Genomic DNA, 26479 nt, shown 5'->3' on the forward strand with positions numbered 1-26479 from the left:
ACTAAGTAACCACGGAACCAACCATGGTGTCAACCCCTCTGGATGTGGGCGGGCACAGCTTCGGAGATCTCCGCCGACATGCCGCCTGACGGTCGGTTCCGGCGGCGTGTCGGCCGTCAGCTCCGAAGTTGTGCACGGGGAGGGGGTGGCGCGGGCCGCGTACAGTGGGCTGGTGCCGGAGTTCCCCTACAGCCGCCTGCGTCGCTGGCCCGACGTCGAGGCGGACAACCTCCAGGCCCACGATGCGACCGACCTCCTGCTCGTGGAGCGCGCACTCGCGCTCGACGTGCCGGGGTCCGAGACGGTCGTGATCGGTGACGAGTACGGCGCGATCACGCTGGCGCTCACGGCGGCCGGGCGCTCCGGTGTCCGGGTGCATCAGGACCTCGCGACCGGACGCCGCGCCCTCGCGCGCAACGCCGAGGAGCTGGGAATCAGCGGGTTCGCGCCGCACGAGCTCGATGCCGATCTGCTCACCGGAGCGAGACTGGTGCTGCTGCAACTGCCGAAGGCCCTCGCCGAACTGGAGGAGATCGCCGACGCCGTGGCCCGCTGGGCCGCCGCGGACGCGGTGCTCGTCGCGGGTGGCCGCGTGAAGCACATGTCCCTCGGTCAGAACGACGTCCTGGCGCGGAGCTTCGCCCACGTGCAGGCGCAGCGCGCCGAGCGGAAGTCGCGGCTGCTCGTCGCCACTGAACCCCTCCCCGTACCGGAGTCCCCGCCGTTCCCGGTGTCGGCGCGGCACGGCGATCTCGTCCTTGTCGCCCACGGCGGCGCCTTCGCCGGACCCCGTCTCGACATCGGCACCCGCACGCTGCTCGATGTGCTCGACCTCGACGGGAACGATGCCGGCCGCCGCGTGCTCGACCTCGGCTGCGGGACGGGAGCGCTCGCCGTGTCCTGGGCGCGTGCTCACCCGCGGGACCTGGTCGTCGCCACGGACCGCTCGGCCGCCGCCGTCGCCTCCGCCCGCGCCACCGCGTCGGCGAACGGGGTGGCCGATCGGGTCGAGGTCACCCACGACGACGCGGGGTCGGCGCTCGCCGCGGGGAGCTTCGACACGGTGCTCCTGAATCCGCCGTTCCACCTCGGCGCCAGCGTGCACACCGGCGCCGCGACCCGCCTGTTCGAGGCCGCCGCGCGCCTGCTCCGACCGGACGGGGAGCTGTTCACGGTGTACAACTCGAGCCTCGGCTACCGGGCCGAGCTGACACGGCTCATCGGCCCCACCGAGCAGCTCCGGCGCACCCCGAAGTTCACGGTGACGCGCTCCGTTCGTCGCCCGTGAGCACGGTGCGCCGAGATTGCTAGACGCTCGTACTATCCCCCGGTCAGCGCCGGAAACCCGGGCACGTCCGCAGTGCAGGATTTGCCGCTGACCGGCCATTTCGTTACGTTGGTCTGCGGGCCTGACGGCCCATAGACCAGTCCGCGGTCACGTCCTTCCTTCGATGAGCTGTGCGGCGAAGAGGCGTGGGCGTACGGTCGATCCCCTCTGCGGCGGATCCGAAATCCGCCGCCTGTGCCGCCACAGCGAAGACGTCGAACGGCCTCGTGAGGATCACCCGGGCGTGACCGAAGCAGGCTCAGCCACCCGAAGGCCGAGCCGCAGGGGAAACGTGTCCGAAACAGCACTCGAAGCGCGCCATCTGTACAAGGTGTTCGGGAGGAATCCGAGCGCCGCCGTCCGCCGGCTGAAGGCAGGGGAGAGCCGTGCCGCCGTCGCCGACGCGGGGACCGCCGCCGTCATCGACGCCAGCTTCACCGTCAACCGCGGTGAGATCTTCGTCATCATGGGCCTGTCCGGATCGGGCAAGTCCACCATCATCCGCATGCTCAACGGGCTGCACGACATCACCGCGGGCACCGTCACCGTGGGCGGCGACCCGATCACGGGCATTCCGGCCGCCCGCCTGCGGGAGATCCGCCGCGACCGCATCTCGATGGTGTTCCAGCACTTCGCGCTGCTGCCGCATCGCACGGTCGCCGCGAACGTCGCCTACCCGCTCGAGCTCAAGGGCGTCGGCAAGGCCGAGCGCCAGGCCAAGGCCGAGGAGATCCTCGCCCTCGTCGGGCTCGAGGGTCAGGGCGACAAGCTGCCGTCCGAGCTGTCCGGCGGCATGCAGCAGCGCGTGGGCATCGCCCGCGCCCTCGCGGCCGACAGCGACATCCTGCTCATGGACGAGGCCTTCAGCGCGCTCGATCCGCTGATCCGCCGCGAGATGCAGGAGCAGCTTCTGGAGCTGCAGCAGAAGCTCCAGAAGACCATCGTCTTCATCACGCACGACCTCAACGAGGCCATGTTCCTCGGTGACCGCATCGCCGTCATGCGCGACGGCCGCATCGTGCAGATCGGCACGCCGGAGGACATCCTCATGGACCCGGCGAACGACTACGTCGAGCAGTTCGTGCAGGACGTCGACCGTGCCCGGGTGCTCACCGCCGCCAACGTGATGGAGCGTCCGCGCCCCGTCGTCGCCGAGTCGGCCGGTCCTCGCACCGCGCTCCGCCAGATGCGCGACGCCTACATGTCGGCGACCTACGTGGTCGGCAAGGATCGCCAGCTCGTCGGCGTGGTCACCGACCGCGACGCCGTGAAGCTCGTGCGGCAGGGCGCCACGCGCCTCGACTCGATCATCAAGCCGGTGCTGCAGAGCGTGCGCGAGGACGACGTCCTCATGAACCTGTTCGTCCCCGCCGTCGAGTCGCCGCTGCCCCTCGCGGTGACGGATGCCGACGGCCGCCTCGCGGGAGTGATCCCGCGCGTCACCCTGCTCGCGGCGCTCGGTCCCGGGCCCGGAGCGACCGAGGAGATCCTGCTGCCGATGACCCCCATGCCCCAGGCCGAGATCGACGCCGTGCTCGACGATGGATGGACGGCCGAGCCCGGCCCTTCGACGAGCTCAGGGACCCAGGATGGGTTCGGGTCAGAGGCACAGGGTGGCTTCGGCTCAGAGGCACAGGCGGAGGAGGTGCGCTGATGGACGGTTTCCGCATCCCCGTGGGCGACTGGGTCGCCGCCGGCGTCGACTGGATCACCGCCAACCTCGACGGCCTGCTCGACGCGGTCTCGTTCGTGGTGAGCTTCCTCGTCGACGGTCTCACCCGTCTGCTCCTCACGCCGCACTTCGCCGTGATCATCGTGATCGCGGCGCTGATCGCCTGGCTCGTGCGCTCGTGGCAGCTCGCCATCGGCACGATCCTGTCGTTCGGGCTCATCGTCGCCATGGACCTCTGGGTGCCGGCGATGCAGACGCTCGCCCTGGTGCTCGTCGCCGCCGTCGTGGCCGTGCTGATCGCGGTGCCGCTCGGCATCTGGTCGGCGCGCAATGCGACCGTGCGCGCGACGCTGAAGCCGGTGCTCGACTTCATGCAGACCATGCCGGCATTCGTGTACCTGATCCCGGCGATCGTGTTCTTCGGCATCGGTGTGGTGCCCGGACTCGTCGCCACCGTGATCTTCGCGCTGCCTCCCGGCGTGCGCCTGACCGAGCTGGGCATCCGCGGCGTCGACGCGGAGACCGTCGAGGCCGGACACGCCTTCGGAGCGACGCCGGGGCAGATCCTCCGCGGCATCCAGCTCCCGCTCGCGATGCCGACCATCATGGCCGGCGTCAACCAGGTCATCATGCTCGCCCTGTCGATGGCGGTCATCGCCGGAATGGCCGGTGCCGACGGGCTCGGGAAGATGGTCGTCGAGGCGATCTCGACGATCAACATCCCCAAGGGCGTCGAGGCCGGACTGGGCGTCGTGCTCATCGCCGTGTTCCTCGACCGGGTGACCGCCGCTCTGGGCGCGCCCGGCGAGAACCGCTCCTCGCTCCTCGGCATGCTGAAGGGTCGCGGTTCGTCCCGGCCCTCCGCTCCCGTGGCGTCGGAGTCCGCAGCCTCCGTGCCCGCCGAGGAGGCCCCGACCGAATCCGAGCTCGCCCGCGCCTGAGCCCCCGCGTCCCCGTTTCCGTCCCACCCCGCTACGTCCGGTGCGGGACGGAAATGGGGCGCTGGGGCGCGGATCCCGGCACGGTTTCGATCCCGGCACAGCTGTCCCGCGGCCTCGTCCGCACCTCCTGAACCACATACGGAACGCAAGAGAGAGAGTCACATGAAGAAGAAGATCCTGACCATCACCGCCCTCGGGGCTGCCGCAGCGCTCACCCTCGCCGGATGCAGCGGCGACGGCGCCGGTGGCACGAGCGGCGGCGGCGACGGTGCCGAGGACAAGGGCACCATCACCCTCGGGTTCCTGCCCTCCTGGACCGACGGCCTCAGCACCGCCTACCTCCTCCAGGATCAGCTCGAGAAGATCGGCTACACGGTCGAGATGAAGACGCTCACCGAGGCCGGCCCGCTCTACACCGGGCTCGCACAGGGCGATGTCGACATGTACCCGTCGGCGTGGCCGGAACTCACCCACGCCTCCTACATGGACAAGTACGGCGACGACATCGAAGACCTCGGCACGTACTACGAGAACGCCAAGCTGACCCTCGCGGTGCCGGAGTACTCCGAGCTCGCCTCGATCGAGGACCTCGCGGGCAAGGGCGCCGACTTCGACGGCAAGATCTACGGCATCGAGCCGGGTGCGGGCCTGACCGCCCAGACCCAGAAGATGATGCCCGAGTACGGCCTCGACGGCGAGTACGAGCTCGTCACCTCGTCGACCGCGGCGATGCTCACCGAGCTCAAGACCGCGACCGACAAGAAGGAGGACATCGTCGTCACGCTGTGGCGTCCGTTCTGGGCCAACGACGCCTTCCCCGTGAAGGACCTCGAAGACCCGAAGGGCGCCATGGGCAAGGCCGAGGGCCTGCACTTCCTGGGCACCGCGGGCTTCGCGGACGAGTTCCCGGAGGCGGCGGAGCTGATCGAGAAGATCAAGCTCGACGACGAGCAGTACGGCGCGCTCGAAGACCTCGTGGTCAACGAGTACGGCGAGGGCAAGGAAGCCGACGCGGTCGACGCCTGGCTCGAGGAGTACGGCGACCAGTTCGACTGGACCGTCACGAGCTGACACCCGTCGCACGTCTCGAAGGAGGGTCTCCCGCAGCGGGAGGCCCTCCTTCGTCATGGGTGACCCCACTTACATTCGGGGGCGGAAGGTGGAAGCATGGCGCGAAACCGGCGGGTCGACCGGCCCGCGGATGGGGGGACACGACCATGTGCACAGGACTGAGCTTCACGACCGCCGACCACTACTTCGGGAGGAATCTCGATCTGGAGTTCTCGTACAACGAGACCGTGACCGTCACACCGCGGAACTTCCCGTTCCCGTTCCACCGGCTGCCGTCGATGCCGACGCACCACGCGATCATCGGGATCGCGACGATCGCCGACGGCTACCCGCTCTACTACGACGCGGTCAACGAGAAGGGGCTCGGCATGGCGGGGCTCAACTTCCCGGACAACGCGCACTACCCGGCACCGGGGTCGGGGGACACCGAGGTCACGCCGTTCGAGTTCATCCCCTGGGTCCTCGGACAGTTCGAGACGGTGGCCGAGGTGAAGGAGGCCCTCCGGTCGGTGAGCCTCGTCGACATCAACTTCAGCCCGGAGTTCCCGCTGTCGCCGCTGCACTGGATCATCGCCGACAAGAGCGCATCGATCACGGTCGAGAGCGTGCGCGGCGGCCTCAAGGTCTACGACAACCCGTGGGGCGTGCTCACGAACAACCCCACGTTCGACATCCAGAGCTTCCGGCTCAACGACTATCAGCACCTCTCGAAGCGGCAGCCGGAGAACACGTTCGCCTCGGACGTGCCGATGGACCTCTACAGTCGCGGCATGGGCGGGATCGGGCTGCCGGGAGACCTGTCGTCGTCGTCCCGGTTCGTGAAGGCGGTGTTCACGCGCATGAACTCGGTGTGCGGGACGTCGGAGTCGGAGTCGATCAGCCAGTTCTTCCAGATCCTCGGCTCTGTCGCCCAGCAGCGCGGGTGCGTGCAGGTCGGCGACGAGGAGAAGTACGAGATCACCATCTACTCGTCGTGCGCCAACACCGCGACGGGCGTGTACTACTACACGACCTACGAGAACAGCCAGATCACCGGTGTGGACATGCACAAGGAGGATCTCGACGGCTCCGAGCTCGCGGCGTACCCGCTCGTGAAGGGGCAGCAGATCGCGATGCAGAACTGATCTCCGCTCCGCGCAACCCCCTCATCGGGAGGGCGGCCGCGGCGTAGCCTGTGGCCGTGGACGGGTTCGCGGCGGTCGACTTCGGGTTCGCCCGCGAGGTCCTGCAGCGGGGCATCGCGGCGCTGTACCTCGTCGCGTTCGTCTCGACGCTCAACCAGTTCCGTCCGCTCCTCGGTGAGCACGGACTCCTGCCCGCGCCCGTGCTGCTGGACTGGGTGGCGCAGAAGCGCGAGCGCCGGAAGCTGCTGCACCCCACGCTCTTCACCCGCGTCCGCTACACCGACCGGCGTCTGGTCGCGCTGTCCTGGGCGGGGATCGTCATCGCCGCCCTGCTCATCGCCGGGGTGCCCCAGCTCGGGCCGCCGTGGGTGCCGATGCTCGCCTTCCTCGCCCTGTGGTTCGGCTACATGTCGGTGGTGAGCATCGGGCAGACCTTCTACTCGTTCGGGTGGGAGATGCTGCTGCTGGAGGCGGGGTTCCTCGCGGCCTTCCTCGGCTCGAACGACCAGCCGCCGCCGACCGTGGTGATCGTGCTGTTCTGGTGGCTGCTGTTCCGGCTGGAGTTCGGCGCCGGGATGATCAAGATCCGCGGCGGACGCGAGTGGCGCGACCTCACCGCGATGACCTTCCACCACGAGACCCAGCCGATGCCCGGGCCGCTGAGCCGCCAGGCGCATCTGCTGCCGCGGTGGTTCCACAAGCTCGAGGTCGTCGGGAACCACGTCGCGCAGCTCGTCGTGCCGTTCTTCCTCTTCGCCCCGCTGCTGTCGCTGTGGCTCCCCGACAGCGGTGGCTGGGTCCCTGAGCTTGTCGAAGGGGTCGCGTGGGTCGGTGCCGTCGCGGGCGGGATCGTGATCGCGACGCAGCTGTGGCTCGTGCTCACCGGGAACTTCGCGTGGCTGAACTGGGCGACGATCGTGCTCGGGTTCTCCGCGATCGGCCTCCCCGGCATCGGGACTCCGGAGCGGACGCCGGAGACCTCGCTGCCGTGGACGGTGTCCGGCATGCCGCTGTGGTGGGTCGTGGTGACCTCGGTGGTCGGGGCGCTGTTCGTCGTGCTGAGCGTGCCCGCCGTGCGCAACCTCTTCGCGCGACGACAGCTCATGAACGCGAGCTTCCACCGCTGGCAGCTCGCCAACGCCTACGGAGCCTTCGGCACGGTCACGCGGGAGCGGATCGAGATCGTCGTGGAGGGGTCGGACGACGAGGAGGGCCGGCACTGGCGCGAGTACGAGTTCCGTGGGAAGCCCGGGGACGTGCGGCGGATCCCGCGGCAGTTCGCCCCGTATCACCTGCGGCTGGACTGGCTCATGTGGTTCCTGCCGCTCGGGCACTCGCTGGACGACTGGTTCTCCGTGTTCCTCGTGCGGCTGCTGGAGGCGGATGCCCCGACGCTGCGGATGCTGCGTGTGGACCCCTTCCACGGCGAGCGGCCGCGGTGGGTGCGCGCCGTGTCGTACCGCTACCGCTTCACCACCCGCGCCGAGCATCGTGTCGACGGCGCCGTCTGGGTGCGGTCCGGTCGCCGCGTGGTGCTCGGTCCGGTCGGCCTCCGCTGACTTCGAGTCGCGCACTGTGCGGCAAATCCGGGCCGGATGGAGCCATTCAGGCGATTCGAACGGCCGCCGAGCGCGGCGAAACGCCCCGGCCGGGGAGAGTCCCCGGTCGGAGCGTTCCGTCTCGCTGAGCGTCGATCAGCTGACCTTCTTCCGGTACGAGATGATCGCGAACACGTAGGCGACTACGAGGATCCCGACGCACCAGGCGAGAGCGACCCAGATGTCGGACCCGACCGGCTCCCCCGCGAACAACGCCTGGATGGAGTTGACGATCGAGGTCACCGGCTGGTTCTCGGCGAACCACTGCACCGGTGCCGGCATGGTGTCGGTCGGCACGAACGCCGAGCTGATGAAGGGGAGGAAGATCAGCGGATACGAGAAGGCGCTCGCGCCGTCGACCGTCTTGGCGTTCAGGCCGGCGATGATCGCCAGCCACGTGAGTGCCAGTGTGAACAGCATCAGGATGCCGATCACGCCGAGCCAGGCCCAGACGCTCGCGCCGGTGCGGAACCCCATGAGGAACCCGACCCCGAAGATGATCGCGAGGGTGATGGCGTTCGCGGTGAGCGACGTCAGCACGTGGGCCCACAGCACGCTCGACCGGGCGATCGGCATGGAGTGGAACCGCTCGAAGATGCCGCTCTGCATATCGGTGAACAGCCGGAACGCCGTGTAGGCGATGCCCGACGCGATCGCGATGAGCAGGATGCCCGGCAGCAGGTAGTTCACGTAGTTCTCGGCGCCGGTGCTCTGCTGGAGAGCGCCACCGAAGACGTACACGAACAGGAGCATCAGGGCGATCGGGGTGACCGCGGTGGTGATGATCGTGTCGGGGCTGCGGAAGATGTGCCGCATGGAGCGGCTGGTGAGCGTCGCCGTGTCGGCGGCGAAGTGCGTGGTCATGCTGCCTTCTCCTTTCCGGATGAGGGGCCGATGAGGGTGAGGAAGATCTCCTCGAGGGTGGGCTGCTTCTCGACGTACTCGACCTTCGCGGGCGGAAGCAGCCGCTTGAGCCCGGCGAGCGTGTCGTTCGCGATGATGCGGCCCTCGTGCAGGATGGCGATGCGGTCGGCCAGCTGCTCCGCCTCGTCGAGATACTGCGTGGTGAGCAGCACGGTCGTGCCACCGCCCGCGAGCTCCTTCACGACGTCCCACACCTCGATGCGCGACTCGGGGTCGAGGCCCGTGGTCGGCTCGTCGAGGTAGATGACCTCGGGGTCGCCGACCAGGCTCATCGCGATGTCGAGCCGGCGCCGCATCCCGCCGGAGTACGTGCCGACCTTGCGGCCGCCGGCCTCGGTGAGCCGGAAGCGCGCGAGGAGCCGATCGGCCACCGCGCCGGCGTCGGGCAGATGCCGCAGCTTCGCGACCAGCACGAGGTTCTCGCGTCCGGTGAGGATCTCGTCGACCGCGGCGAACTGTCCGGTGAGGCTGATGCGCTCGCGCACTCCGACCGGGTTCGCCGCGACGTCGATGCCCTGCACCGTCGCGGTGCCCGCGTCGGCCCTCAGCAGCGTGGAGAGGATGCGCACCATGGTGGTCTTGCCCGCGCCGTTCGACCCGAGGAGGGCGAAGATCGATCCCCGCTCCACCTCGAAGTCGACGCCGCGCAGCACGTGCAGATCCTTGTACGACTTCTCGATGCCGTGCACCGAGAGGGCTGGCGTCGTCATGACTCGTCCTCCTTCTTCCTCGCCTCCGCGACCGCCTTGTTCAGCCGCGCGCGCTCCTTGTCGACCCACTGCGTGCCGCCGTAGGCCTCGGCGTAGTTCTCGGCGAACTCGACGGGGTCGTCGCCGATGATGTCGTCGATCGGGGTGCCGTCGATCGCGGCGCGCTCCCACAGGTCGGCGAGGTCGAGGAAGATCTGCACGAGGGTGTCCCCGTCGGTGATCCCCCCGTAGTACATGGTGTAGCGGTGCTGGGCGTTGGCGACCGTGCGGTACGGCTCCGGCAGAGCCTCGATTCGCGCCTTCGCCTGCTTGTACTGCTTCTTCTGCTCGAGCGATCCGCTGAGCGCTTCGATCCACTTCGCGGCCATGTCAGTTCTCCTTGTTGGTGGTGTTCGTGTTGAGTCGTTCGATGTGCGTGCGGAGGAAGTCCCAGGTCGTCCAGAACTCCTCCAGCTCCTGTCGGCCCTGCGCGTTCAGGGTGTACACCTTGCGGGGCGGGCCCTTCTCGCTCGGCACCTTCTCGACGTCGACGAGCTTCTTCTGCTCGATCCTGACCAGCAGGGCGTAGACGGTGCCTTCCGCGGTGTCGGTGAAGCCGTGCTCCCGCAAACGCGTGGTGATCTCGTATCCATAGGCCGGCTGCTCGGCGAGGAGGGCCAGCACGATGCCCTCCAGGGTTCCCTTGAGCATCTCGGTCATCTGCTTGCCCATCGTCCCCTCCTCTCGTTCCAGTGTCTTCCGTTCGGTACTCAGTGTTGCTGGGTACCGGTACAAAGTATCACTGAGTACCGGTACTTAGCAACACCGAATACTGAACTTTCTCACCCCTCTTTCCGCCGAGACCCCGGGTACGCGGCGAGACCCCTGGGTGGCGACGCGAAGACCCCGGGGTGTCGACGACAACCCGGGGTCTCGGCGGAAAGAAGAGGAGGGGAGAGAGGGGAGAGAGGGGAGAGAGGGGAGGGGTGAAAAGGAGGGGTGAATTCCCCCGGTTCGGCCGGAGGGCTCCGCGGCGGACCGGCAGGCTGGCGGAGGCCCGGACCGAGTCCACCCTGCCCGAAAGGGTGCTCGGCGGTCGCCTGAGGGGGCGGGGGCTTCCGTGTGCGCGGATGCGTGCCGGAACGCGATGAATGGGGAGAGCAGTCATGGGATTCCGTGTTGCCCGCAAGGACCGCACGTCCGATGGCCTTCCGCCGGAGCGGCACAGCCGCTGGCGGGGCCGGACGAAGAGGCTGATCGGCGGTGCCGTGAGCACGGCGATCGTCGCGTCGTCGATGATCGTCGTCGGCGGGACGCTGACCGCCGCACCGGCCGCCGCGGCGGAGCCGTTCCTGTGCACGCCGGGAGCGGTGTACGTGCAGAGCGCCACCGAGGTGCGTGAGTTCGCCGTGAACGAGCAGGGCGGTGCCCCCGGCGACGGCGGCACGCTCAGCTCCATCAACCTCGGCACCAACCACTCGAACAACGCCCTCGGCCTCTCCTCGACCGGGCGGTACGCCTACACGGTCACCAACGCCGCCGGTACCAAGACGCTGGCCAAGCACGACCGCGTCACCGACACGACCGCGCAGACGACGTTCACGCTGAACTCCTCGGTGCTGCGCGGCGCCGTGCACCCCGTGACGGGCGTCTACTACTTCGCCAGCGGCACGGTGAACGGCGCCATCAACCTCTACGCGTGGAACGAGAACGTCACGCCGCAGACCTACACGCAGGTCGGAACCCTCCGTCCGACCACGGGCAGCAGCGCGTTCGGCGCCAACGGCGACATGGCCTTCAGCGCCTCCGGTCAGCTCGTGCTCGTCGCCGACAACTTCATCTACTCCTCCGACCTCCCGGCCACGCTCGAACCCAGCACCGCGACGATCGACGCCAAGCAGGTGCACGACATGGGCGCCGGCGTGCAGGGCAACGGCATCGCCTTCGGAAACCTCGGCCACATCTTCGTCTCGGTCTCCGGTGGCGGCAACCGCATCATCGAGGTCGACCTGCCCCGCGGGGAGACGGTCAACACGACCCAGCTGGGCACCTTCTCGCCGACCGACATGGCGAGCTGCACGTTCCCGAACACGCTGACGCTGAAGAAGGACCTCCCCGAGGGCCGTCACGCGGCGACCGATCAGTTCGGCCTCCGGGTGCAGTCGCCGGCCGGCTACCAGGTCGCGCAGACCGACGCCGTCACCCGCGGCGACCGCTCCGGTCTGCAGCCGGACTACGCCGGTCCCGTCTTCACGAACCAGGGCGACACCTTCCGGCTCTCCGAATCGGCGGCGGGCTCGACCGACCTCACGAAGTACGACGCCTCCCTCGTCTGCCGGCAGGTGAACGCCGACGGCTCGACCACCCCGGTGGCCGTCACCGCGGACGGGCAGGTCACCCAGCCGGCCGGCCCGCTCGGCACCGACGTCACCTGCACCTACACGAACGTCCGCCTCGCGCCGGACCTCGCTCTCCGCAAGACCTCCGACCCCGCCGACGGCACTGCGGTGCAGGCCGGCCAGCGACTGACCTACACGGTGCAGGCCGAGAACACCGGCAACACCCGCCTCGACCCGGTCACCGTGACCGACGACCTGTCGGGTGTGCTCGCCAACGCCGAGTACCAGGGCGACGTGGCGACGGCGATCGACGGTGACCCGGTGTCGTCCGGCGCCGCCACCGTCACGGGCGACGACCTGGCCTGGACCGGCGCCCTCGAGCCCGGGCAGGTGCTCACGATCACCTACTCCGTGGTCGTCGACGAGGGCGTGGAGGGCGAGCGCATCGCCAACCGCGTCACCGCATCCGGCACCCCGCCCGGGGGCCTGCCCCCGACGACCCCACCGGCCGTCACCACCGAGCACCCGGTCGCCGGCTTCGAGGTCGCGAAGACCTCCGATCCCGCCGCAGGCACCGTGGTGGAGCCGGGACAGACCATCGAGTACACCGTCACCGGCACGAACACCGGCGCGACCGTCCTCGACCCGGTGACCGTCACCGACGACCTCTCCGGCGTGCTCGCGAACGCCGCCTTCAACGACGACATCAGGACCGCGGTCGGCGGCACGACCGTGACCACGGGCGGTGCGACCCTGACCGGGAACGACCTCGCCTGGACCGGAACGCTCCAGCCCGGACAGACCGTGACGATCACGTACTCGGTGACCGTGGGCGATGACACCTCCGGCGAGATCCTGCGCAACAGCGTGACCGGATCGGGCACCCCGACCACCCCGAACCCGGGCGACCCGACCGGGCCGCAGGTTCCCGGTGAGCCGATCGTCCCGCCGACGGTCACCACCGAGCACCCCGTGATCGGCTCCGGCTTCACGATCTCGAAGTCGGCCGACCCCGCCTCCGGCTCGGCCGTGTCGGCGGGCGACACGATCACCTACACGATCACCGGCACCAACACGGGCGACACCGACCTCGATCCCGCGGAGATCGTCGACGACCTGTCGGGCGTGCTCGGCTCCGCCGGCTACAACGACGACGTCACGGCCGACCGCGGCTCCGTGCGGGTCGCCGACGCCACCCTCACCTGGACCGGGGCCATCCCGCGCGGGGAATCGGTCACGATCCGCTACACGGTGACGGTGGATGCGGGTGTCGAGAAGGCCCTGCTGCACAACGTCGTCACCGGATCGGCCACGCCGCAGATCCCGACCGACCCCGCCGACCCCTCCGGGGCGAAGACCCCGGGGACCCCGATCGTCCCGCCCGCGGCGGAGACGGAGCACCCCGTCGTCGACACCGGCTTCGAGGTCTCGAAGTCGGCCGACCCGGCCTCCGGCACCGCCGTCCGCGCGGGCGACACCCTCACGTACACGGTCTCGGGCGTCAACACCGGCAACACGGTCCTCGACCCCGCGACCATCGTCGACGACCTCTCGGCCGTCGTCGCGAACGCGGAGTACGGCGGCGACGCGAAGGCCTCGTCCGGATCCGTCGCGCTCTCCGGCACCACGCTCACCTGGACCGGGACGCTCGCTCCCGGCGACCGCGTCGACATCACCTACACGGTGACGGTGGACGAGGATGCGACCGGCGTGCTGCTCCGCAACACGGTGTCCGGTGAGGGCACCCCGCTGATCCCGACCGACCCGACCGACCCGGAGAGCCCGACCACGCCGGGCACCCCGGTCGAGACCCCGCCGGCGACGACGGAGCACCCCGTCGCGACGCCCGGGTTCACCGTCACCAAGACGGCCGACCCGGAGTCGGGCACGCGGGTCGACCCCGGCAGCGTGATCACGTACACCGTGACCGGCCGCAACACGGGCGACACCGTCCTCGACCCCGTCGAGATCGGCGACGACCTGCGCGCGGCGCTGGCCCACGCGTCCTACAACGACGACGTGTCCGCCACCCGCGGCGACGTCCGCGTGGCCGACGGCGCCCTCTCGTGGAACGGCGTGCTGCGCCCCGGCCAGGACGTCGTGATCACCTACTCGGTGACCGTCGACGCCACCGCCGGCGGCGAGACCATCGCGAACACGGCCACCGGAGAGGCGACCCCGCTGATCCCCGCCGACCCGAGCGACCCCGAGAGTCCCACGACTCCCGGCACGCCGATCACGCCGCCGCCGTCGAGCACGGAGCACCCCGTGAACGAGCCCGGCTTCACGTTCGCCAAGACCGTCGACCCCGCCGCCGGTACCGCTGTCGACCCGGGTGACGTGCTCACCTACACGCTGACCGCGGCCAACACGGGCCAGACGGTGCTCGATCCGGTGACGATCACCGACGACCTGTCCGGTGTGCTGCCGTACGCGACGTTCAATGCGGACGCCGTGACGAGCATCGCAGGTGCTGCTGCGGCTCCCGCGACCCTGGACGGCACCGAGCTGTCGTGGACGGGAGCGCTCGCAGTCGGCCAGACCGTGACCGTCACCTACTCCGTGACCGTGAGCGCCGACGGCGTCGGCACCGTGATCGAGAACGCGGCGTCCGCGACGGCGACCCCGCCGGGAGGATCGACGATCACGCCGCCGCCCGGTGTCACGACCAACCCGGTCAACGAGCCCGGATTCTCCGTCTCGAAGAGCGTCGACCCGGCTGCGGGCACGGCGGTCGACCCGGGCACCGTCCTCACCTACACGGTGACCGGTGTGAACACGGGCGAGACGGCTCTCGACCCCGTCACCATCGCCGACGACCTCTCCGGTGTCCTGGCGCACGCGGAGTACAACGACGACGCGACCGCGACGATCGGCGGCACGGCGACGACCGCGCCGACGGTGGCCGCGGACCGGCTGTCCTGGACGGGTGCGCTGCAGGTCGGCGAGAGCGTCACGATCACGTACTCGGTGACCGTGCGCGCCGAGGCCGGCGGCGCCGTCCTCGAGAACTCGGCCTCCGGCTCGGCGACCCCGCCGGGTGGGGTGCCGCCGATCGAGACGCCGCCGGCGACGACCGAGAATCCCGTGAACAAGCCCGGCTTCGAGCTGCGCAAGTCCGCCGATCCCGCGTCCGGCACCCGGGTCGACCCGGGCAGCGTCGTCACCTACACGGTGACCGGCGTGAACACGGGGGAGACGGCGCTGACTCCGGTCCGCATCCTCGACGACCTGTCGGGCGTGCTCGCCCACGCCGCCTACAACGGCGACGCGACGGCGACCCTGAGCGACGGCACCGCGCCTGAGCCCGTCGTCGCGGACGACGAGCTCACCTGGGCCGGTGACCTCGCGGTCGGCCAGCGTGTCACGATCACCTACTCGGTGACCGTGCACGGCGACGCGGGCGGTGCGATCATCGCGAACACCGTCGAGGGCACGGCCACGCCTCCCGGCGGCGCCGAGCTGACCCCGCCGCCGGTGACGACGGTGAACCCCGTCGGCACCCCGGGCTTCACGTTCGTCAAGTCGTCCGACCCCGCGTCCGGCTCCGCCGTCGCGACGGGCAGCGTCGTGACGTACACGCTCACCGGCACCAACACCGGCGAGACGGGTCTGGACGAGGTCGTCGTCACGGACGACCTGACCGGAGTGCTGCGGCATGCCGACCTCCGCGGCACGGCGACCGCCACGGTGGGTGACCGTGTGGTGGCCGCGCCGACGATCGACGGCACGACGCTGCGCTGGACGGGCAGCCTCGCCGAAGGAGAGCGCGTCGTGATCACCTACGCGGTGACCGTGCACGCCGACGCGGCGGGGGCGACGCTGCGGAACGTGGCCACCGCCTCGGCCACGCCGCCGGGCGGGGAGACGATCACCCCGCCGACGAGCACGACCGAGAACCGGGTGCTGACGCCGCTCGCCCTCACCGGCGGACAGCTGGCACCGTGGATCCTCGGCCTCGCGATCGCCCTGCTGATCGGCGGCGCGGTGCTGCTGCTGGTGCGACGTCGCCGCATGCAGAGCTAGCGGTTTCCGAAGAAGGCCCCGCCCGTCGTCTCCGACGGGCGGGGCCTTCGTCATCCCGGGAGGAGTCCGTGCCGGGCGGCCTGTTCGAGCGCCTCCGTGCGGTTGGCCACGTCGAGCTTGCGGTAGATGCTGCGGAGCTGCGTCTTCAGGGTGTTCGGCGAGATCCGCAGCTCCGCGGCGATCTCGGGCAGCGGCGCCCCCGTGGTGAGTGCGTGCAGCACCACCTGCTCCCGCGAGGAGAGCTTCGGGCGCGCCGCGAACGACGGCAACGCCGAGCGGGTGGGCAGCGGCGGGTCGCCGACCGGAGCGAGGTCGGCCCGGACGGCGGCGAAGTCCTCGGCACCGAGCAGAGCCAGCGGAGTGCGCAGGTCCCGGTCGGCGAGCTGAGCGTGCAGCGCCTCGGTCACGGCCTGCGCAGCGGCGGGACTGACGCGGTGGAGCGCCGCACTGTGCACCGCGGCGGCCTCCGCGCGCTCGCGGGAGGTGGTCGGCTCGAGGCGCGTCGCGGCGAGCAGCCGCACCGCATCCGGAGCGCGACCGTCGATCAGGGCGATCCTGGCCCGTTCCAGGAGGGTGCCGAAGCGGTCGGTCCCGGCGTCGCGCTGCTTGATGCCGCGCGCGGCACGGACATCGCCGAGCGCCAGGTGCAGCAGGATCCGGGGGCGGCTCAGCGCCTGGCGCGCCGACGTCGACCCGGCCTCGCGCCCGCGCATCCGGGCGAACGACTCCAGCCGCTCCAGTCCGCCGGCGGCCTCGCCGTCGTGCAGCGCGATCCACGCCTCTACCGCCGCCATCGTCGTCCAGTGCTCGCTCGTCGCCCGGTGCGGCAGGAAGGCGCGCACGTGCTGCTTGGCCGCAGCGAGGTCGCCCTCCTCGACCGCGAGCATCGCCTCCGCGACGCGGTAGAACGTGCCGCGGTACCCGTCCAGCAGCGCGGGGTCCCACGAGCCGTCCCGGATGATCTCGACGTAGTGCCGCGCCTCCGGGAGGTCGCCGTTGAGGGCGTGGATCCCGCTGAGCAGGCTCACGGCGTGGAAGGCGTTGCCCGTGCCCTGGGACGCGGCGAGGGCGGCGGCCTCAGCGAAGAGGCGGAGGGCCTGCTCCCGGCGACCGCCGTAGTACAGCGAGATCCCGAGGTGCGTGCAGAGCAGCGGCATCTCGATCGCGTACTGCTCCCACTGCGACTCCGAGGTCTCCGTGTACAGCGCGAGCGCGCGGGCCGCGACCTGCCCGGCCCGCTCGGGCATCCCGACCACCCGCAGCGCCGCGCTCTCCGCGGTCCAGATGAACAGGCGCTCCGTCGGCGAGAGGGCGCTCCGCCGGGCGTTCGCGGCGGAGATCGCCATCCGCAGCAGCTGCAGGCCGCGCACCCGTCGGAGTCGGTTGGCGTTGAGGCAGATGCCCAGCAGCATCGCCACCAGCGGCTCCTGCTTGAGCCGAGCGAGGGGCAGGTCGCCCAGCAGCGCCACGACCCGGCGACCGTCGTGATCCAGAAGGTGGCTCCAGCCCGACATGATGACGTGGGCGGCGAGGTGGAGGTCGTCCTCCTCCATCGCCAGGCGGAGCCCCTCGAAGGGGGCGTCGCGCCGCAGCGCACCCTCGATCGCGAGGCGTCGGAGCAGGCGGATCTCGGCCGGGAAGCGCTCCAGGAGGTCGCGGCGCAGAAGGGCGCGAGCCGGCGCGGCGATCGTGAAGGTCCGGCGCCCGGATTCCGTGGACCACCGCCCGAAGCCGAACGCCTCGGCCTCGTCGAGGGCGGCGCCGATGTCCGGATCACTGCTGAGAGCCTGCGCCAACGGCAGATCGACCGTGTCCGTGATGCTGATCCGGATCAGGCCCTCGAGGACGCCGGCACCGAACGTGCCCTCCTCCATGCGGCTGCGGAGGTAGTCGTCGACCGCCGCGGTCGCGACCTCCACGATCGTCGTGCCGTCGGGGACACGTCCGCGGAGGGCGACGGCGCGGATGACCGCCGCGAACCCCTCGGTCGCCTCCCGCACGGCGACGGCGGTGTCCTCATCGACGTCGAGCGCGCGGCGGATCTCGTCCGTGTCGAAAGCGAGGTCCTCCGGAGAGATCAGCGCGGCGTCGATCACGAGGCCGATGCCGCCGCTGTCGAAGGGGCTGGGGCGGTTCGTGGCGACGATCAGGCGGACGTGCGGCGGGACGGCGACCGTGCGGCACAGGTCGAAGACCGCATCCCGGTCGAGCGCGGCGGCGTCGTCGAGCACGAGGACGAGAGGCTCCTCGTGATCGCACAGGTACTGGGCGACGGCAGGCCACCCCTCCCCCGTTTCCGAGGCGGGATGACGGCCGCCGACGGCCTCGCCCGCGCCGCGCAGCACCCGCAGCAGGGCGGCGGCGAGGGCCGCGCTCGTCGCCAGGGCGGGCGTGGCCGTGAGCCACACGACGCGGTCGGGGGAGGTGAAAGCCCAGCCCACGAGGGCGGTGGTCTTCCCGGAGCCCGCGGCTCCGCGCAGCAGTGTGAGCGGAGCTCCCTCGTCCAGCGCGGCGTTCACCCGCGGACGTCCGATGACGTGCGCGGAAACCCGCGGCAACCTCTTGTCCCCTTGCGCGCCGAAAGCCGGCATCGTCCCTCCCCAGGTACGCATCCCCACCCCTACGATATCCAACCCGCCCGCGGTTCTAGGCTCGGAGGGGTGAGTGGTCCGACAGTCCCCGTGTCCTCCCGCCGCGTGCCGACCAGCGCCCTCCTCGTGAGCGCCGCGCTCGGCGCGGTCCAGGCCCTCGTCTTCCTGGCCGTAGTGCCGATCACGAGCGTGCTGGCCGCCACGTCCCCTCCCGCGTACGCGGTGGTCGCGGGCGTCCACACCGCGCTGCCGTTCCTCGCGCGCGTCGTCACCCGCGTGCCGGGGATGGCGACACTGGCTGCCTTCGTGACCGGCGTGCTGACGGTCGCGGTGTCGCCCATCGGGCTGCTCGGCGTCGTGCCGCTCGTCCTCGGCGGCGTGGTCCTCGACCTGGCGCTGCCGTTCCGGCGGGACGCCCCCGTCCGCCCGGCCCGGGTCCTGCTCGCCGGCGCCGTTACCGGTGCGGTGCTCTTCGTCGTCGCCCTCCCGGTGTTCTCGCCCGAGCACCTCGTTCCGCCGGTGCTCGTCGCCACGCTGTTGGGCCGGGTGGTGGGGGAGCTCGCGGTGGCGGGTGTCGTGCTCGCCGTCCGCCGACTGCTGCGGCGAGCTGGCGTCGCCCGCTGAGCCGGCATGCCGGTGGACATACCCCCACGGGGTACCATGAGCACATGGTCGGTCGTCGCGTGCTCCAGGGAGCGCTGCTCGCCGTCCTCCTCGTGGGCGGCGTCCTCCTCGGACTCCTCGGCATGCACGCCCTCGACACCCACGGCACCCCGGGGGCGCATGCGGTCGCGGGGCACACGGCCCCGGCTCACCCCGCGGCGTCGGCAGCGCATGAGGCGGGCGGAGCGGATGAGGCCGTCGTCCCGGATGACCCTGCGCACGACAGCGGGGCAGCCTGCGTCCTCGCCCTGCTCGGCGGACTCCTCCTGCTGCTGCGCCCCTCTCGCGCTCTCCTGATCGGACCTCTGCTCCGCGCTCTCCGCTCGCTCGTGGACGCGGCCGCCGCCCCGCTTCGTCCTCCCTCACTCCACGTCCTCTGCATCAGTCGGACCTGATCGGCGCCGATGCGCCCGGGCGCCGCGACCGCGGACGCCCTTCCGACAGACAGAGATGAGAGAGAAATGACCAATCGAACCACTGCCGCCGCTGTCCTCGTCCTGGCGGGAACCCTCGCGCTCGCGGGATGCGCCTCGACGGCACCCGCGGGGCCGGCCGACCACTCCGGCATGGGGCACTCCACCTCGGACGCTCCGCTGGCCGGCGCGAACGAGGCCGATGCGATGTTCGCGTCCATGATGATCGTCCATCACGAGCAGGCCGTCGAGATGTCGGACATCGTGCTCGCGAAGGACGACGTCGACCCTCGGGTCGCCGACCTCGCGGAGCGGATCACGGCCGCTCAGGGTCCGGAGATCGAGAAGATGCAGGGCTGGCTCGACGACTGGGGTGCCGAGGCGGGTGACCCGGCCGCGATGGACCACGGCGACGGCATGATGAGCGACGACGACCTCGCCGCGCTCGAGGCCGCCGCGGGCCCGGAGGCGTCCCGGCTGTTCCTGGAGCAGATGATCGCGCACCACGAGGGCGCGGTCGCGATGGCCGAGGCGGAGGTGGCGGACGGCGAGAACGCCGACGCGGTCGCCCTCGCGCAGGACATCGTCGATGCGCAGACCGCCGAGATCGCGGAGATGAAGGAGATCCTCGCCACGCTCTGATCGGCACCCGGCCCCGCGTCGCCTCCGCGGCGCGGGGCCCGTCGCCCGTTTACCGGGTGCTCTACCGGATCGAGGACGGGATCCTGACGGTCGTCGTCGTGCACGCCGGCCACCGTCGCGAGGTGTACCGCTAGCGATCGCGGCGGCGCAAGCGGCGCAGCGGAGCGGACAGGCGGTGCCAGAGGGTCGGCGCGGGCTCCTCGTCCTCGGCGGGCGGCGGGGCGACGGCGAACTGGACGAACTCCTCCGCGCCATGGTGCACGACACGATAGAGCGCCGTGCCGATGAGCACGCCGAGCGCGATCGACATGACCGACACCAGGGCCGCGGTGAAGTCGGCGAGGCCGTTGTCGGTCGCCACCGCCTCGGTGAGCCCCACCAGCCCGGCGGCTCCGGGCACCAGCAGCCAGAAGGCCGGGAGGAACGTCAGCTGCGACGGGGCTCCGTGGCGCAGCCCGGCGATCCAGAACACGACCGGCGTGACGGCGACCGCGCCGACGAAGCCGCCGACCGCCGGGTCGATGAACTCGGTTCCCGCCCACTGGCCGAGGTACGCGACGACCAGGGCGAGCAGCACCCACCCGAACGTGGACGGCGGGGAGGAGAAGTGCAGGTAGTTGCCGAGTGCGAACACGAGGATGCCGAGCAGCGGCACCCACCAGGGGAGGTACGAGGAGGAGGCGTCGAGGGCCTCGTACGAATCGCTCGAGACGCCCACCACGGCGCCGGCGGCGAGGATGCCGAAGGCGAGGAGCGCGAGCTGCACGAACCCGTAGATGAGGCGGGATGCACCGGAGATCATCTGCCCGGCCGCGAGCTCTACCGTCGCCGTGGTCAGCACGCCGCCGGGGAGGAAGGTGACCAGCGGGGCGATCAGGAGGCGGATCGGGTCGCCGATCTCGATGACCTCCGCGAGCAGGAACACCGCAGCCGCGCACACGAAGGCCGCGGCGATGGGCATGACGAGCTGCAGGGTGGGAGAGCGCACGAGTTTGAGCAGGCCGATCCCGAATCCGAGCACGAAGGCGACGAGGGCGCCCTGCCAGGTCGGTGCGAGCAGGAGGGCCAGGCCGGTCGTGAGGATGGCATGGCCCAGCGTCCGGGTGAACCAGCCGAGACGCGGACGCATCGCACCGATCTCGTTGAGCCGCCGGATGCCGTCCAGCGGGTCCACGTCGCCGGTCTTCGCCTGCGCGATGAGGTCGTACAGCGCGGCGATCTGATCGAAGCGGAACGAGGCGTTCGTGGCCGAGCGGAAGGCGACCCGCTGCTCCTCCGCGTCCCCCGTCTCCACGATGATGATGGTGGGCAGGACGACGAAGTCGGCGCCGTCTCCGCCCGACGCCGTGGCGACCTCGGCGATCGTGTCCCGGATGCGGTCGACGGACTCCGCCGACGCGTTCATCCCCTGGGCCAGCCCCAGCAGGAACTGCCGCAGCGCCGAACGGTCGACGACGTCGGTCATGTCACCAGAACAGGAACGACAGCGCCACCCCGACGACGATGGCCGTGCCGACGTAGACGAGGTTCGGCAGCTGGAACGAGTGGTCCAGGACGAACTTGCCCATCTTCGTCGTCCCGGTCTGGTCGAACGCGACCGTGGCCACCTGGCTGCCGTTGGCGGGCAGCGTGTAGATGCCCATCGCCGCCGGCCACAGCCCCACCAGCAGAGAGGCGGGCAGCCCGATCGTGATGCCGATCGGGACGATCGCGTTCGTGGCGCTCGATTGGCTGGTCGTGAGCATGGCGACCGCGAACAGCGCCAGCGCGAACAGCAGCGCTCCGAGGAAGGCGGAGGATCCGGAGACCACAGAGCCGAGTCCGTCGACGATGAGGGTCTGGGTCGCGGCGACGAACGTGTTCGCGAGCCAGGCGATGCCGAACAGGGCGATGGCGCCGACGATGCCCGCGGGGAAGGTGGACTGCTTCGGCACGTCGGCGGCCTTCACCTTGCAGAACACGAAGATCAGTGCGGCGATGATGCCCATGACGACCTCGATGATCACGGTGACGCTCAGGCGCAGCGGATCGCCGTCGTCATCGGTGCCGATGACCGGACGGAGGTTCTCGAACAGGCCGAAGAAGACGATCACCGCGACGCCCGCGAGGAACAGCGAGGCCGAGAGCACGGCGGTCGCCGGGAGCTTGTTCTCGTGAGCGTCGACCACGGGCGGCTTGATCTGTCCCTCCGCCAGGCGCTTCTGGTACTCCGGGTCGTCCTCGAGGTCCTTGCCGTGGCGCATCATGACCAGCGCGGCGACGAGCAGGCCCGCGATCGAGGCCGGCCACATGATGAGGAGCAGGCCGCCGAGATCGACGCCCTGCGGTGCGAGCAGCACGACCATCGATGCGGTGGCCGCGGAGACCGGAGAGCACAGGATGCCGACCTGCGAGGCGACGGCCGAGACCGACAGCGCCCGCTCCGGCCGGATCTTCTGCTGGTACGAGACGTCGTAGATCACCGGCAGCAGCGGATAGAAGATGTTGCCGGTGCCCGCGCCGACCGTGAAGAGGAACGACATCGCCGGCGCGAGGAACACGACGGACTTCGGCCGTTTGCGGATGACCTTGGCGGCCACCGACACCATCCAGTCGATACCGCCAGCGGCCTGCATGGTCGAGGCCGCGGTGATGACCGTGATGACGATGAACACGGCGTCGACGGGGGCGTTGCCGGGGGCTTCCCCGAACACGAACACGAGCACCGCGACGCCGACGAGGCCCCACACGCCCAGGCCGATCCCGCTCGTGCGGGTGCCCATGAAGATCGCCAGGACGACGACAATGAGCTCGGCGACGAGGATCCAGACGCTGTCGTTCACGACGACGGCCCCTTCACGATCGGCGCCGATCCGGTGAGGACCTCCACTGGCAGTTCGGTCTCGACGATCCTCCCGTCGACCGCCTCGACCTTCAGCGCCAGCGGGTTCTCGACCGGGCTGACCGCGGTGACGAACTCGCCGTTCTCGAAGTGCAGCGACTGGAGGTTGCCCACCGCATAGCCGGTGGACAGCTCACCGCTGAGGAGCGAGGCGTGGAAGAGGGGCCGGCGCTGGTCCTCCGCGTCGTAGTGCGGGCAGAAGCTGCCGTGCAGGAAGCCCAGGCCCTCCGGGAGCACCTGCAGCGTGGGCCCGTAGCTGTCGGTCGTGCCGCCCTCGAACCAGCAGATGCCGCCCGCGCTGCCGCCGGTGAACACCACGTTCGAGGAGGGGTCCTCCCACATCTCGCGCATGATCTCGTCGAGGCCCTGACGCTTCCACACGTCGAGCATGTTGGCGGTGTTCCCGCCGCCGACGTGGATGACGTCGAAGCCCTTCACGAAGCCGGCGAGGTCGTCGACCGCGCGGTGGAACAGCGGCAGGTGGTGCGGCGCGCATCTGTCGGAGTCGTACGTGGAGTAGAAGCTCACGATGTAGGCGGCGTCGTCGCCCGTGGCGGTGCCGACGAAGAGGACCCGGGGCCGCTCCTTGCCGGTGAGCTTCAGGATGTACTCGTGCGTCGGATCGTTCCGACGTTCCATCATGGCCTTGCCGGCCCCGGTTGCGACGACGTGCGACATGCCCCCACCTCACTGTCGGATGTGAATGCGCTCAACCTAGCGTCGCGCCGTCACCGCCGTCCAGAGCGGTCACCCGGGCCGGGTGAATCCGGGCCTCTCAGCCGAAGACGCGGGCCGTGCCGACCAGGCCTTCGAGGAGGGCGGTCGTGCGGGCGCGGGGGCCCTCCGGCGCGATGCCGAGCACGCGGGCGAGCTCCAGAGCGAGGGCGGCGTGTCCGACCGCGCTGGGGTGGAACGGGTCGTTCATGAGGCCCCACGGCACGCCGCCACCGCCCAGCTCTGCGAAGTGCGCGTGCTGGTCGACGAGGATCACGTCCTCCGCGGCCGCGACCTGGCGCACGGCCTCGGCGAAGTCGGCGATCCGCGCCCGCTCCGGCGCATTGCGGACGTCGATGGCGGGCGGCGTCTGGAGCACCGGGATGGCGCCGAGCCCGCGCACCCGGCGCACGAAGTCGTGGAGGGAGGCGGCGTAGTCGTCCGGCGAGATCACCGGTCGCGGCCCGCCGTCCGAGGCGTCGTTGGTGCCGACCATGAGGGTGACCACGTCCGGCTGCCAGCCGGCGACCCGACGCTCCCAGTCGTCGAGGATGTCGACGATCCGGTTGCCGCTGATCGCGGTGTTGAGGACGATGTCGCGGACGCGCTCGAGCTCGCCTCTGATCAGCTCGTGGAGGTGCTCCGGGTAGCTGCGCCCGCCCTGGGTGTGCACCAGGCCATGGGTGATCGAGTCGCCGGTGATGATCCAGTTCAACGGTGCAGGGTCGCGGAGGGCGGCGGCGAGGCGGCCGAGGTCGGCGGAGGCGGTGGCGGGGGAGGCGGAAGGGGCGATCGGCACGCCTCAGAGCTTATCCGTCGCCCGCCTTCTGCTTCGCGCGGGAGCGTAATGCCCCGGCGCCGTCCCCGTCCTGTTTGCCGCGGGGCGTGGGTCTCAGGCGCTCGCGCGAGGTCAGGCAGTTACCGCTGGTGTGGCCTGTTGCCCGGTGAATGCCTGTTCCGGCGGGTCAGTCCCGGTCGGCGCGACTGATGAGGTCCATCAGCTCGTCGAGCGTGTCGACGTCGATGACCTCGGTGCCGTCGGGCTCGCGCACCTCGATGCCGTCGACCTCCAGCTCCTCGTCGAGCTGCACGAGGATGCGCGACTCCGGGAACTGCTTGGGGGCGACGAACGCGAGCAGCACGGCATCCGCGAACACGACGACCGAGGTGGCCTCGAGGTCGTCCCGCAGGTCGATCTGTTCGACGACGGGCTCGTCCTCCACCGCGTCCTCGATGTCGAGCGCGACCTCCTCGACGATCGCCCGCCAGCGCTTCTCGCTCATCGAGAGCACGCGCGCGATGGCCGCGACGAGCTCGTCGGGATCCAGGTCCTCCGCGGTCTCATCGCCCTCCAACTCGGGGTCGACGTTCACGTTCACGACGGTGCCGGCCGCATCCAGGCTCGCCCGGCCGTAGACGAGACCGTTCTCGGAGACGGGGTCTTCGAGCAGACCGCTCTCGACGATGCGGGACAGGAGGAGATCGAGCGCCATGCTTCCAGTCTCGCGCATCTCGCCCGCCGTGGGCCCTGGTTCTTCACGCCGGAGGGAGCTCCTGGGCGCGCTCCGTGCCCGCAGACCGGCCGCGTTCCGGCGTTCCCCGTGACCGCCTGCGCGTCAGAGCCACCTCTTGTACTTGAACACCCCATAGAGCCCGACCGCGAACGCGGCCATCGCCCCGATCGCCATCGGATACCCGAACGCCCAGTGCAGCTCGGGCATCACGTCGAAGTTCATGCCGTAGACCGTGCCGACGAGCGTGGGCGCGAAGATGATGGCCGCCCACGAGGAGATCTTCTTGATCTCGTCGTTCTGGGCGAGCCCCGCCTCCGAGTGCCGCCGGGCGACCAGCGCCGACTGCACGGTGAGGGCGTTCTCCAGGATCGCGCGGAACGAGTCGACCCGCTCGTTCACGCGGATCGTGTGGTCGAGCACGTCGCGGAGGGAGCGCTGCAGCTCCTCATCGATGCGGTACTTCTCCGACCCGCGGCGCAGCCATTCCAGCATGCCGCTCAGCGGGTGCACCGCGCGCTGGAAGTTGATGACTTCGCGGGAGAGCTCGTAGATGCGGCGGGAGAGGGCGTCGTCGTCGCTGTCGCCGAAGAGCTGGTCCTCGATCTCGTCGATGTCGTTCTCCAGGCCCGCCACCACGGGCTCGTACTCGTCCACGACCTCGTCGAGGATCGCGTAGAAGACCGCCTCCGGTCCCATCGCGAGCAGATCCGGGTTCGCCTCCATCCGGCGGCGGACCGCGGCGAGGTTCGGCGACTCCGCGTGGCGGATCGTCACCACGAAGTCGGGGCCGATGAACAGGTGCAGCTCCCCGAACTCGATCGACTCCTCCTTGTCGCGGTAGCGGGCGGGGCGCAGCACGGCGAAGAGGGTGTCGCCGTAGCGCTCCACCTTCGAGCGCTGATGCCCCGAGAGCGCGTCCTCGACGGCGAGCGGATGCAGGTCGAACTCGCGGGCGACGGAAGCGACCTCTTCGGGACTCGGCCGGTACAGGCCGATCCACGCGATCCCGCCGGCGGCATCCAGCATCCGGTAGGTCTCGTCCAGGTTCTTCGGGGTCTCCACGCGACGTCCGTGGACGTACACGCCGTTGTCGATGAGCGCCATGATGCGGCTCCGTTCTCGCGGGCGCACGGATGCGAGGGTCCGTGCGGATTCGTCAGGGGGCGGGAGACGCCGCCGATGACTGCGAGGCGAGAGGCGCGCACGCGGAGCAGGAGCTCAACGCGTGTGCGCGGGGAAGCGCGACGCAGCGAGGGCGGCGTCGTTACTATCGTCGGACATCGCCATCACCGCCTTTCCGTGCTTCTCCGGGGCCAGCTTACCCCTCCGTTTCGAATCGCCCGAATGGCC

Annotated in this window: 21 protein-coding genes; 10 read left to right on the forward strand and 11 right to left on the reverse strand. The window is 70.4% G+C overall.

The features are described from left to right. Window positions 1-172: 172 nt before the first annotated feature. The 6 genes from B7W94_RS03425 to B7W94_RS03450 all read left to right on the forward strand — a co-directional run bounded on the left by B7W94_RS03425 (window position 173) and on the right by B7W94_RS03450 (window position 7694). Window positions 173-1288, forward strand: a complete 1116-nt coding sequence (locus tag B7W94_RS03425; protein WP_085604982.1) for a class I SAM-dependent methyltransferase — start codon at window positions 173-175, stop codon at window positions 1286-1288. A gap of 331 nt (window positions 1289-1619) precedes the next feature. Continuing rightward, window positions 1620-2981, forward strand: a complete 1362-nt coding sequence (locus B7W94_RS03430; protein ID WP_253247372.1) for a quaternary amine ABC transporter ATP-binding protein — start codon at window positions 1620-1622, stop codon at window positions 2979-2981. Then, on the forward strand, window positions 2981-3940 hold the full coding sequence (locus B7W94_RS03435; RefSeq protein ID WP_085604344.1) for an ABC transporter permease: 960 nt from the start codon (window positions 2981-2983) through the stop codon (window positions 3938-3940). The genes B7W94_RS03430 and B7W94_RS03435 overlap by 1 nt, the downstream gene beginning before the upstream one ends. 162 nt (window positions 3941-4102) lie before the next feature. Beyond that, window positions 4103-5011, forward strand: a complete 909-nt coding sequence (locus B7W94_RS03440; RefSeq protein ID WP_085604347.1) for a glycine betaine ABC transporter substrate-binding protein — start codon at window positions 4103-4105, stop codon at window positions 5009-5011. Between the two features lie 146 nt (window positions 5012-5157). Beyond that, window positions 5158-6135, forward strand: coding sequence for a choloylglycine hydrolase (bsh, locus tag B7W94_RS03445; RefSeq protein ID WP_085604350.1), 978 nt, complete (start codon window positions 5158-5160; stop codon window positions 6133-6135). Window positions 6136-6191: 56 nt separating this feature from the next. Continuing rightward, window positions 6192-7694, forward strand: coding sequence for a lipase maturation factor family protein (locus B7W94_RS03450; protein WP_085604985.1), 1503 nt, complete (start codon window positions 6192-6194; stop codon window positions 7692-7694). 135 nt (window positions 7695-7829) lie between these two features. Here B7W94_RS03450 and B7W94_RS03455 read toward each other — a convergent pair whose 3' ends face one another. From B7W94_RS03455 to B7W94_RS03470, 4 genes are read right to left on the reverse strand one after another with little or no spacing between them, the layout of a single operon-like run. Then, on the reverse strand, window positions 7830-8597 hold the full coding sequence (locus B7W94_RS03455; RefSeq protein WP_085604352.1) for an ABC transporter permease: 768 nt from the start codon (window positions 8595-8597) through the stop codon (window positions 7830-7832). After that, window positions 8594-9367: an ABC transporter ATP-binding protein gene (locus B7W94_RS03460; RefSeq protein ID WP_085604355.1), complete on the reverse strand. Its 774-nt coding sequence runs from the start codon at window positions 9365-9367 to the stop codon at window positions 8594-8596. Before B7W94_RS03460 ends, B7W94_RS03455 begins: the two co-directional genes overlap by 4 nt. After that, entirely contained in the window at window positions 9364-9735 is a 372-nt protein-coding gene (locus B7W94_RS03465) for a DUF1048 domain-containing protein (protein WP_085604358.1), read from the reverse strand. Before B7W94_RS03465 ends, B7W94_RS03460 begins: the two co-directional genes overlap by 4 nt. 1 nt (window position 9736) lies before the next feature. After that, window positions 9737-10078, reverse strand: coding sequence for a PadR family transcriptional regulator (locus tag B7W94_RS03470; protein WP_062637516.1), 342 nt, complete (start codon window positions 10076-10078; stop codon window positions 9737-9739). A gap of 434 nt (window positions 10079-10512) precedes the next feature. Here B7W94_RS03470 and B7W94_RS03475 point away from each other — a divergent pair, with 434 nt between their 5' ends. Next, a complete protein-coding gene (locus B7W94_RS03475) occupies window positions 10513-15711 on the forward strand; it encodes an isopeptide-forming domain-containing fimbrial protein (protein ID WP_085604360.1) in 5199 nt (1732 codons plus the stop codon). Between the two features lie 50 nt (window positions 15712-15761). Here B7W94_RS03475 and B7W94_RS03480 read toward each other — a convergent pair whose 3' ends face one another. Then, the gene (locus tag B7W94_RS03480; protein WP_253247373.1) at window positions 15762-18323 is read right to left on the reverse strand and encodes a helix-turn-helix transcriptional regulator; all 2562 of its coding nucleotides are present in this window, start codon (window positions 18321-18323) and stop codon (window positions 15762-15764) included. A gap of 48 nt (window positions 18324-18371) precedes the next feature. Between B7W94_RS03480 and B7W94_RS03485 the strand changes: the two genes are divergently transcribed. From B7W94_RS03485 to B7W94_RS03495, 3 genes are all read left to right on the forward strand, one after another. After that, window positions 18372-18926 carry an ECF transporter S component gene (locus tag B7W94_RS03485; protein ID WP_029989525.1) on the forward strand — a complete coding sequence of 185 codons (555 nt, stop codon included), beginning with the start codon at window positions 18372-18374 and terminating at the stop codon, window positions 18924-18926. Between the two features lie 44 nt (window positions 18927-18970). Beyond that, entirely contained in the window at window positions 18971-19360 is a 390-nt protein-coding gene (locus B7W94_RS03490) for a DUF6153 family protein (RefSeq protein ID WP_085604366.1), read from the forward strand. Window positions 19361-19426: 66 nt separating this feature from the next. Beyond that, on the forward strand, window positions 19427-20020 hold the full coding sequence (locus B7W94_RS03495; RefSeq protein WP_025104166.1) for a DUF305 domain-containing protein: 594 nt from the start codon (window positions 19427-19429) through the stop codon (window positions 20018-20020). Between the two features lie 130 nt (window positions 20021-20150). On the opposite strand, the gene B7W94_RS03505 is transcribed toward B7W94_RS03495, so the two are convergent. From B7W94_RS03505 to corA, 6 genes are all read right to left on the reverse strand, one after another. Then, window positions 20151-21485 (reverse strand): threonine/serine ThrE exporter family protein, encoded by a 1335-nt coding sequence (locus B7W94_RS03505; RefSeq protein WP_025104163.1) that lies wholly within the window; start codon window positions 21483-21485, stop codon window positions 20151-20153. A gap of 1 nt (window position 21486) precedes the next feature. Beyond that, entirely contained in the window at window positions 21487-22842 is a 1356-nt protein-coding gene (locus tag B7W94_RS03510; protein WP_085604369.1) for an anaerobic C4-dicarboxylate transporter family protein, read from the reverse strand. Further along, the gene (locus tag B7W94_RS03515; protein WP_085604372.1) at window positions 22839-23579 is read right to left on the reverse strand and encodes a peptidase E; all 741 of its coding nucleotides are present in this window, start codon (window positions 23577-23579) and stop codon (window positions 22839-22841) included. The genes B7W94_RS03510 and B7W94_RS03515 overlap by 4 nt, the downstream gene beginning before the upstream one ends. Window positions 23580-23676: 97 nt before the next feature. Next, window positions 23677-24414: an SGNH/GDSL hydrolase family protein gene (locus B7W94_RS03520; RefSeq protein ID WP_253247374.1), complete on the reverse strand. Its 738-nt coding sequence runs from the start codon at window positions 24412-24414 to the stop codon at window positions 23677-23679. Between the two features lie 166 nt (window positions 24415-24580). Next, window positions 24581-25108 carry a hypothetical protein gene (locus B7W94_RS03525; protein WP_025104159.1) on the reverse strand — a complete coding sequence of 176 codons (528 nt, stop codon included), beginning with the start codon at window positions 25106-25108 and terminating at the stop codon, window positions 24581-24583. 123 nt (window positions 25109-25231) lie between these two features. After that, the gene (corA, locus tag B7W94_RS03530; RefSeq protein WP_085604376.1) at window positions 25232-26233 is read right to left on the reverse strand and encodes a magnesium/cobalt transporter CorA; all 1002 of its coding nucleotides are present in this window, start codon (window positions 26231-26233) and stop codon (window positions 25232-25234) included. Window positions 26234-26479: the final 246 nt, after the last annotated feature.

Origin of the sequence: Microbacterium sp. LEMMJ01, from assembly GCF_002114135.1 — a bacterium.
Classification (GTDB): Bacteria; Actinomycetota; Actinomycetes; order Actinomycetales; family Microbacteriaceae; genus Microbacterium.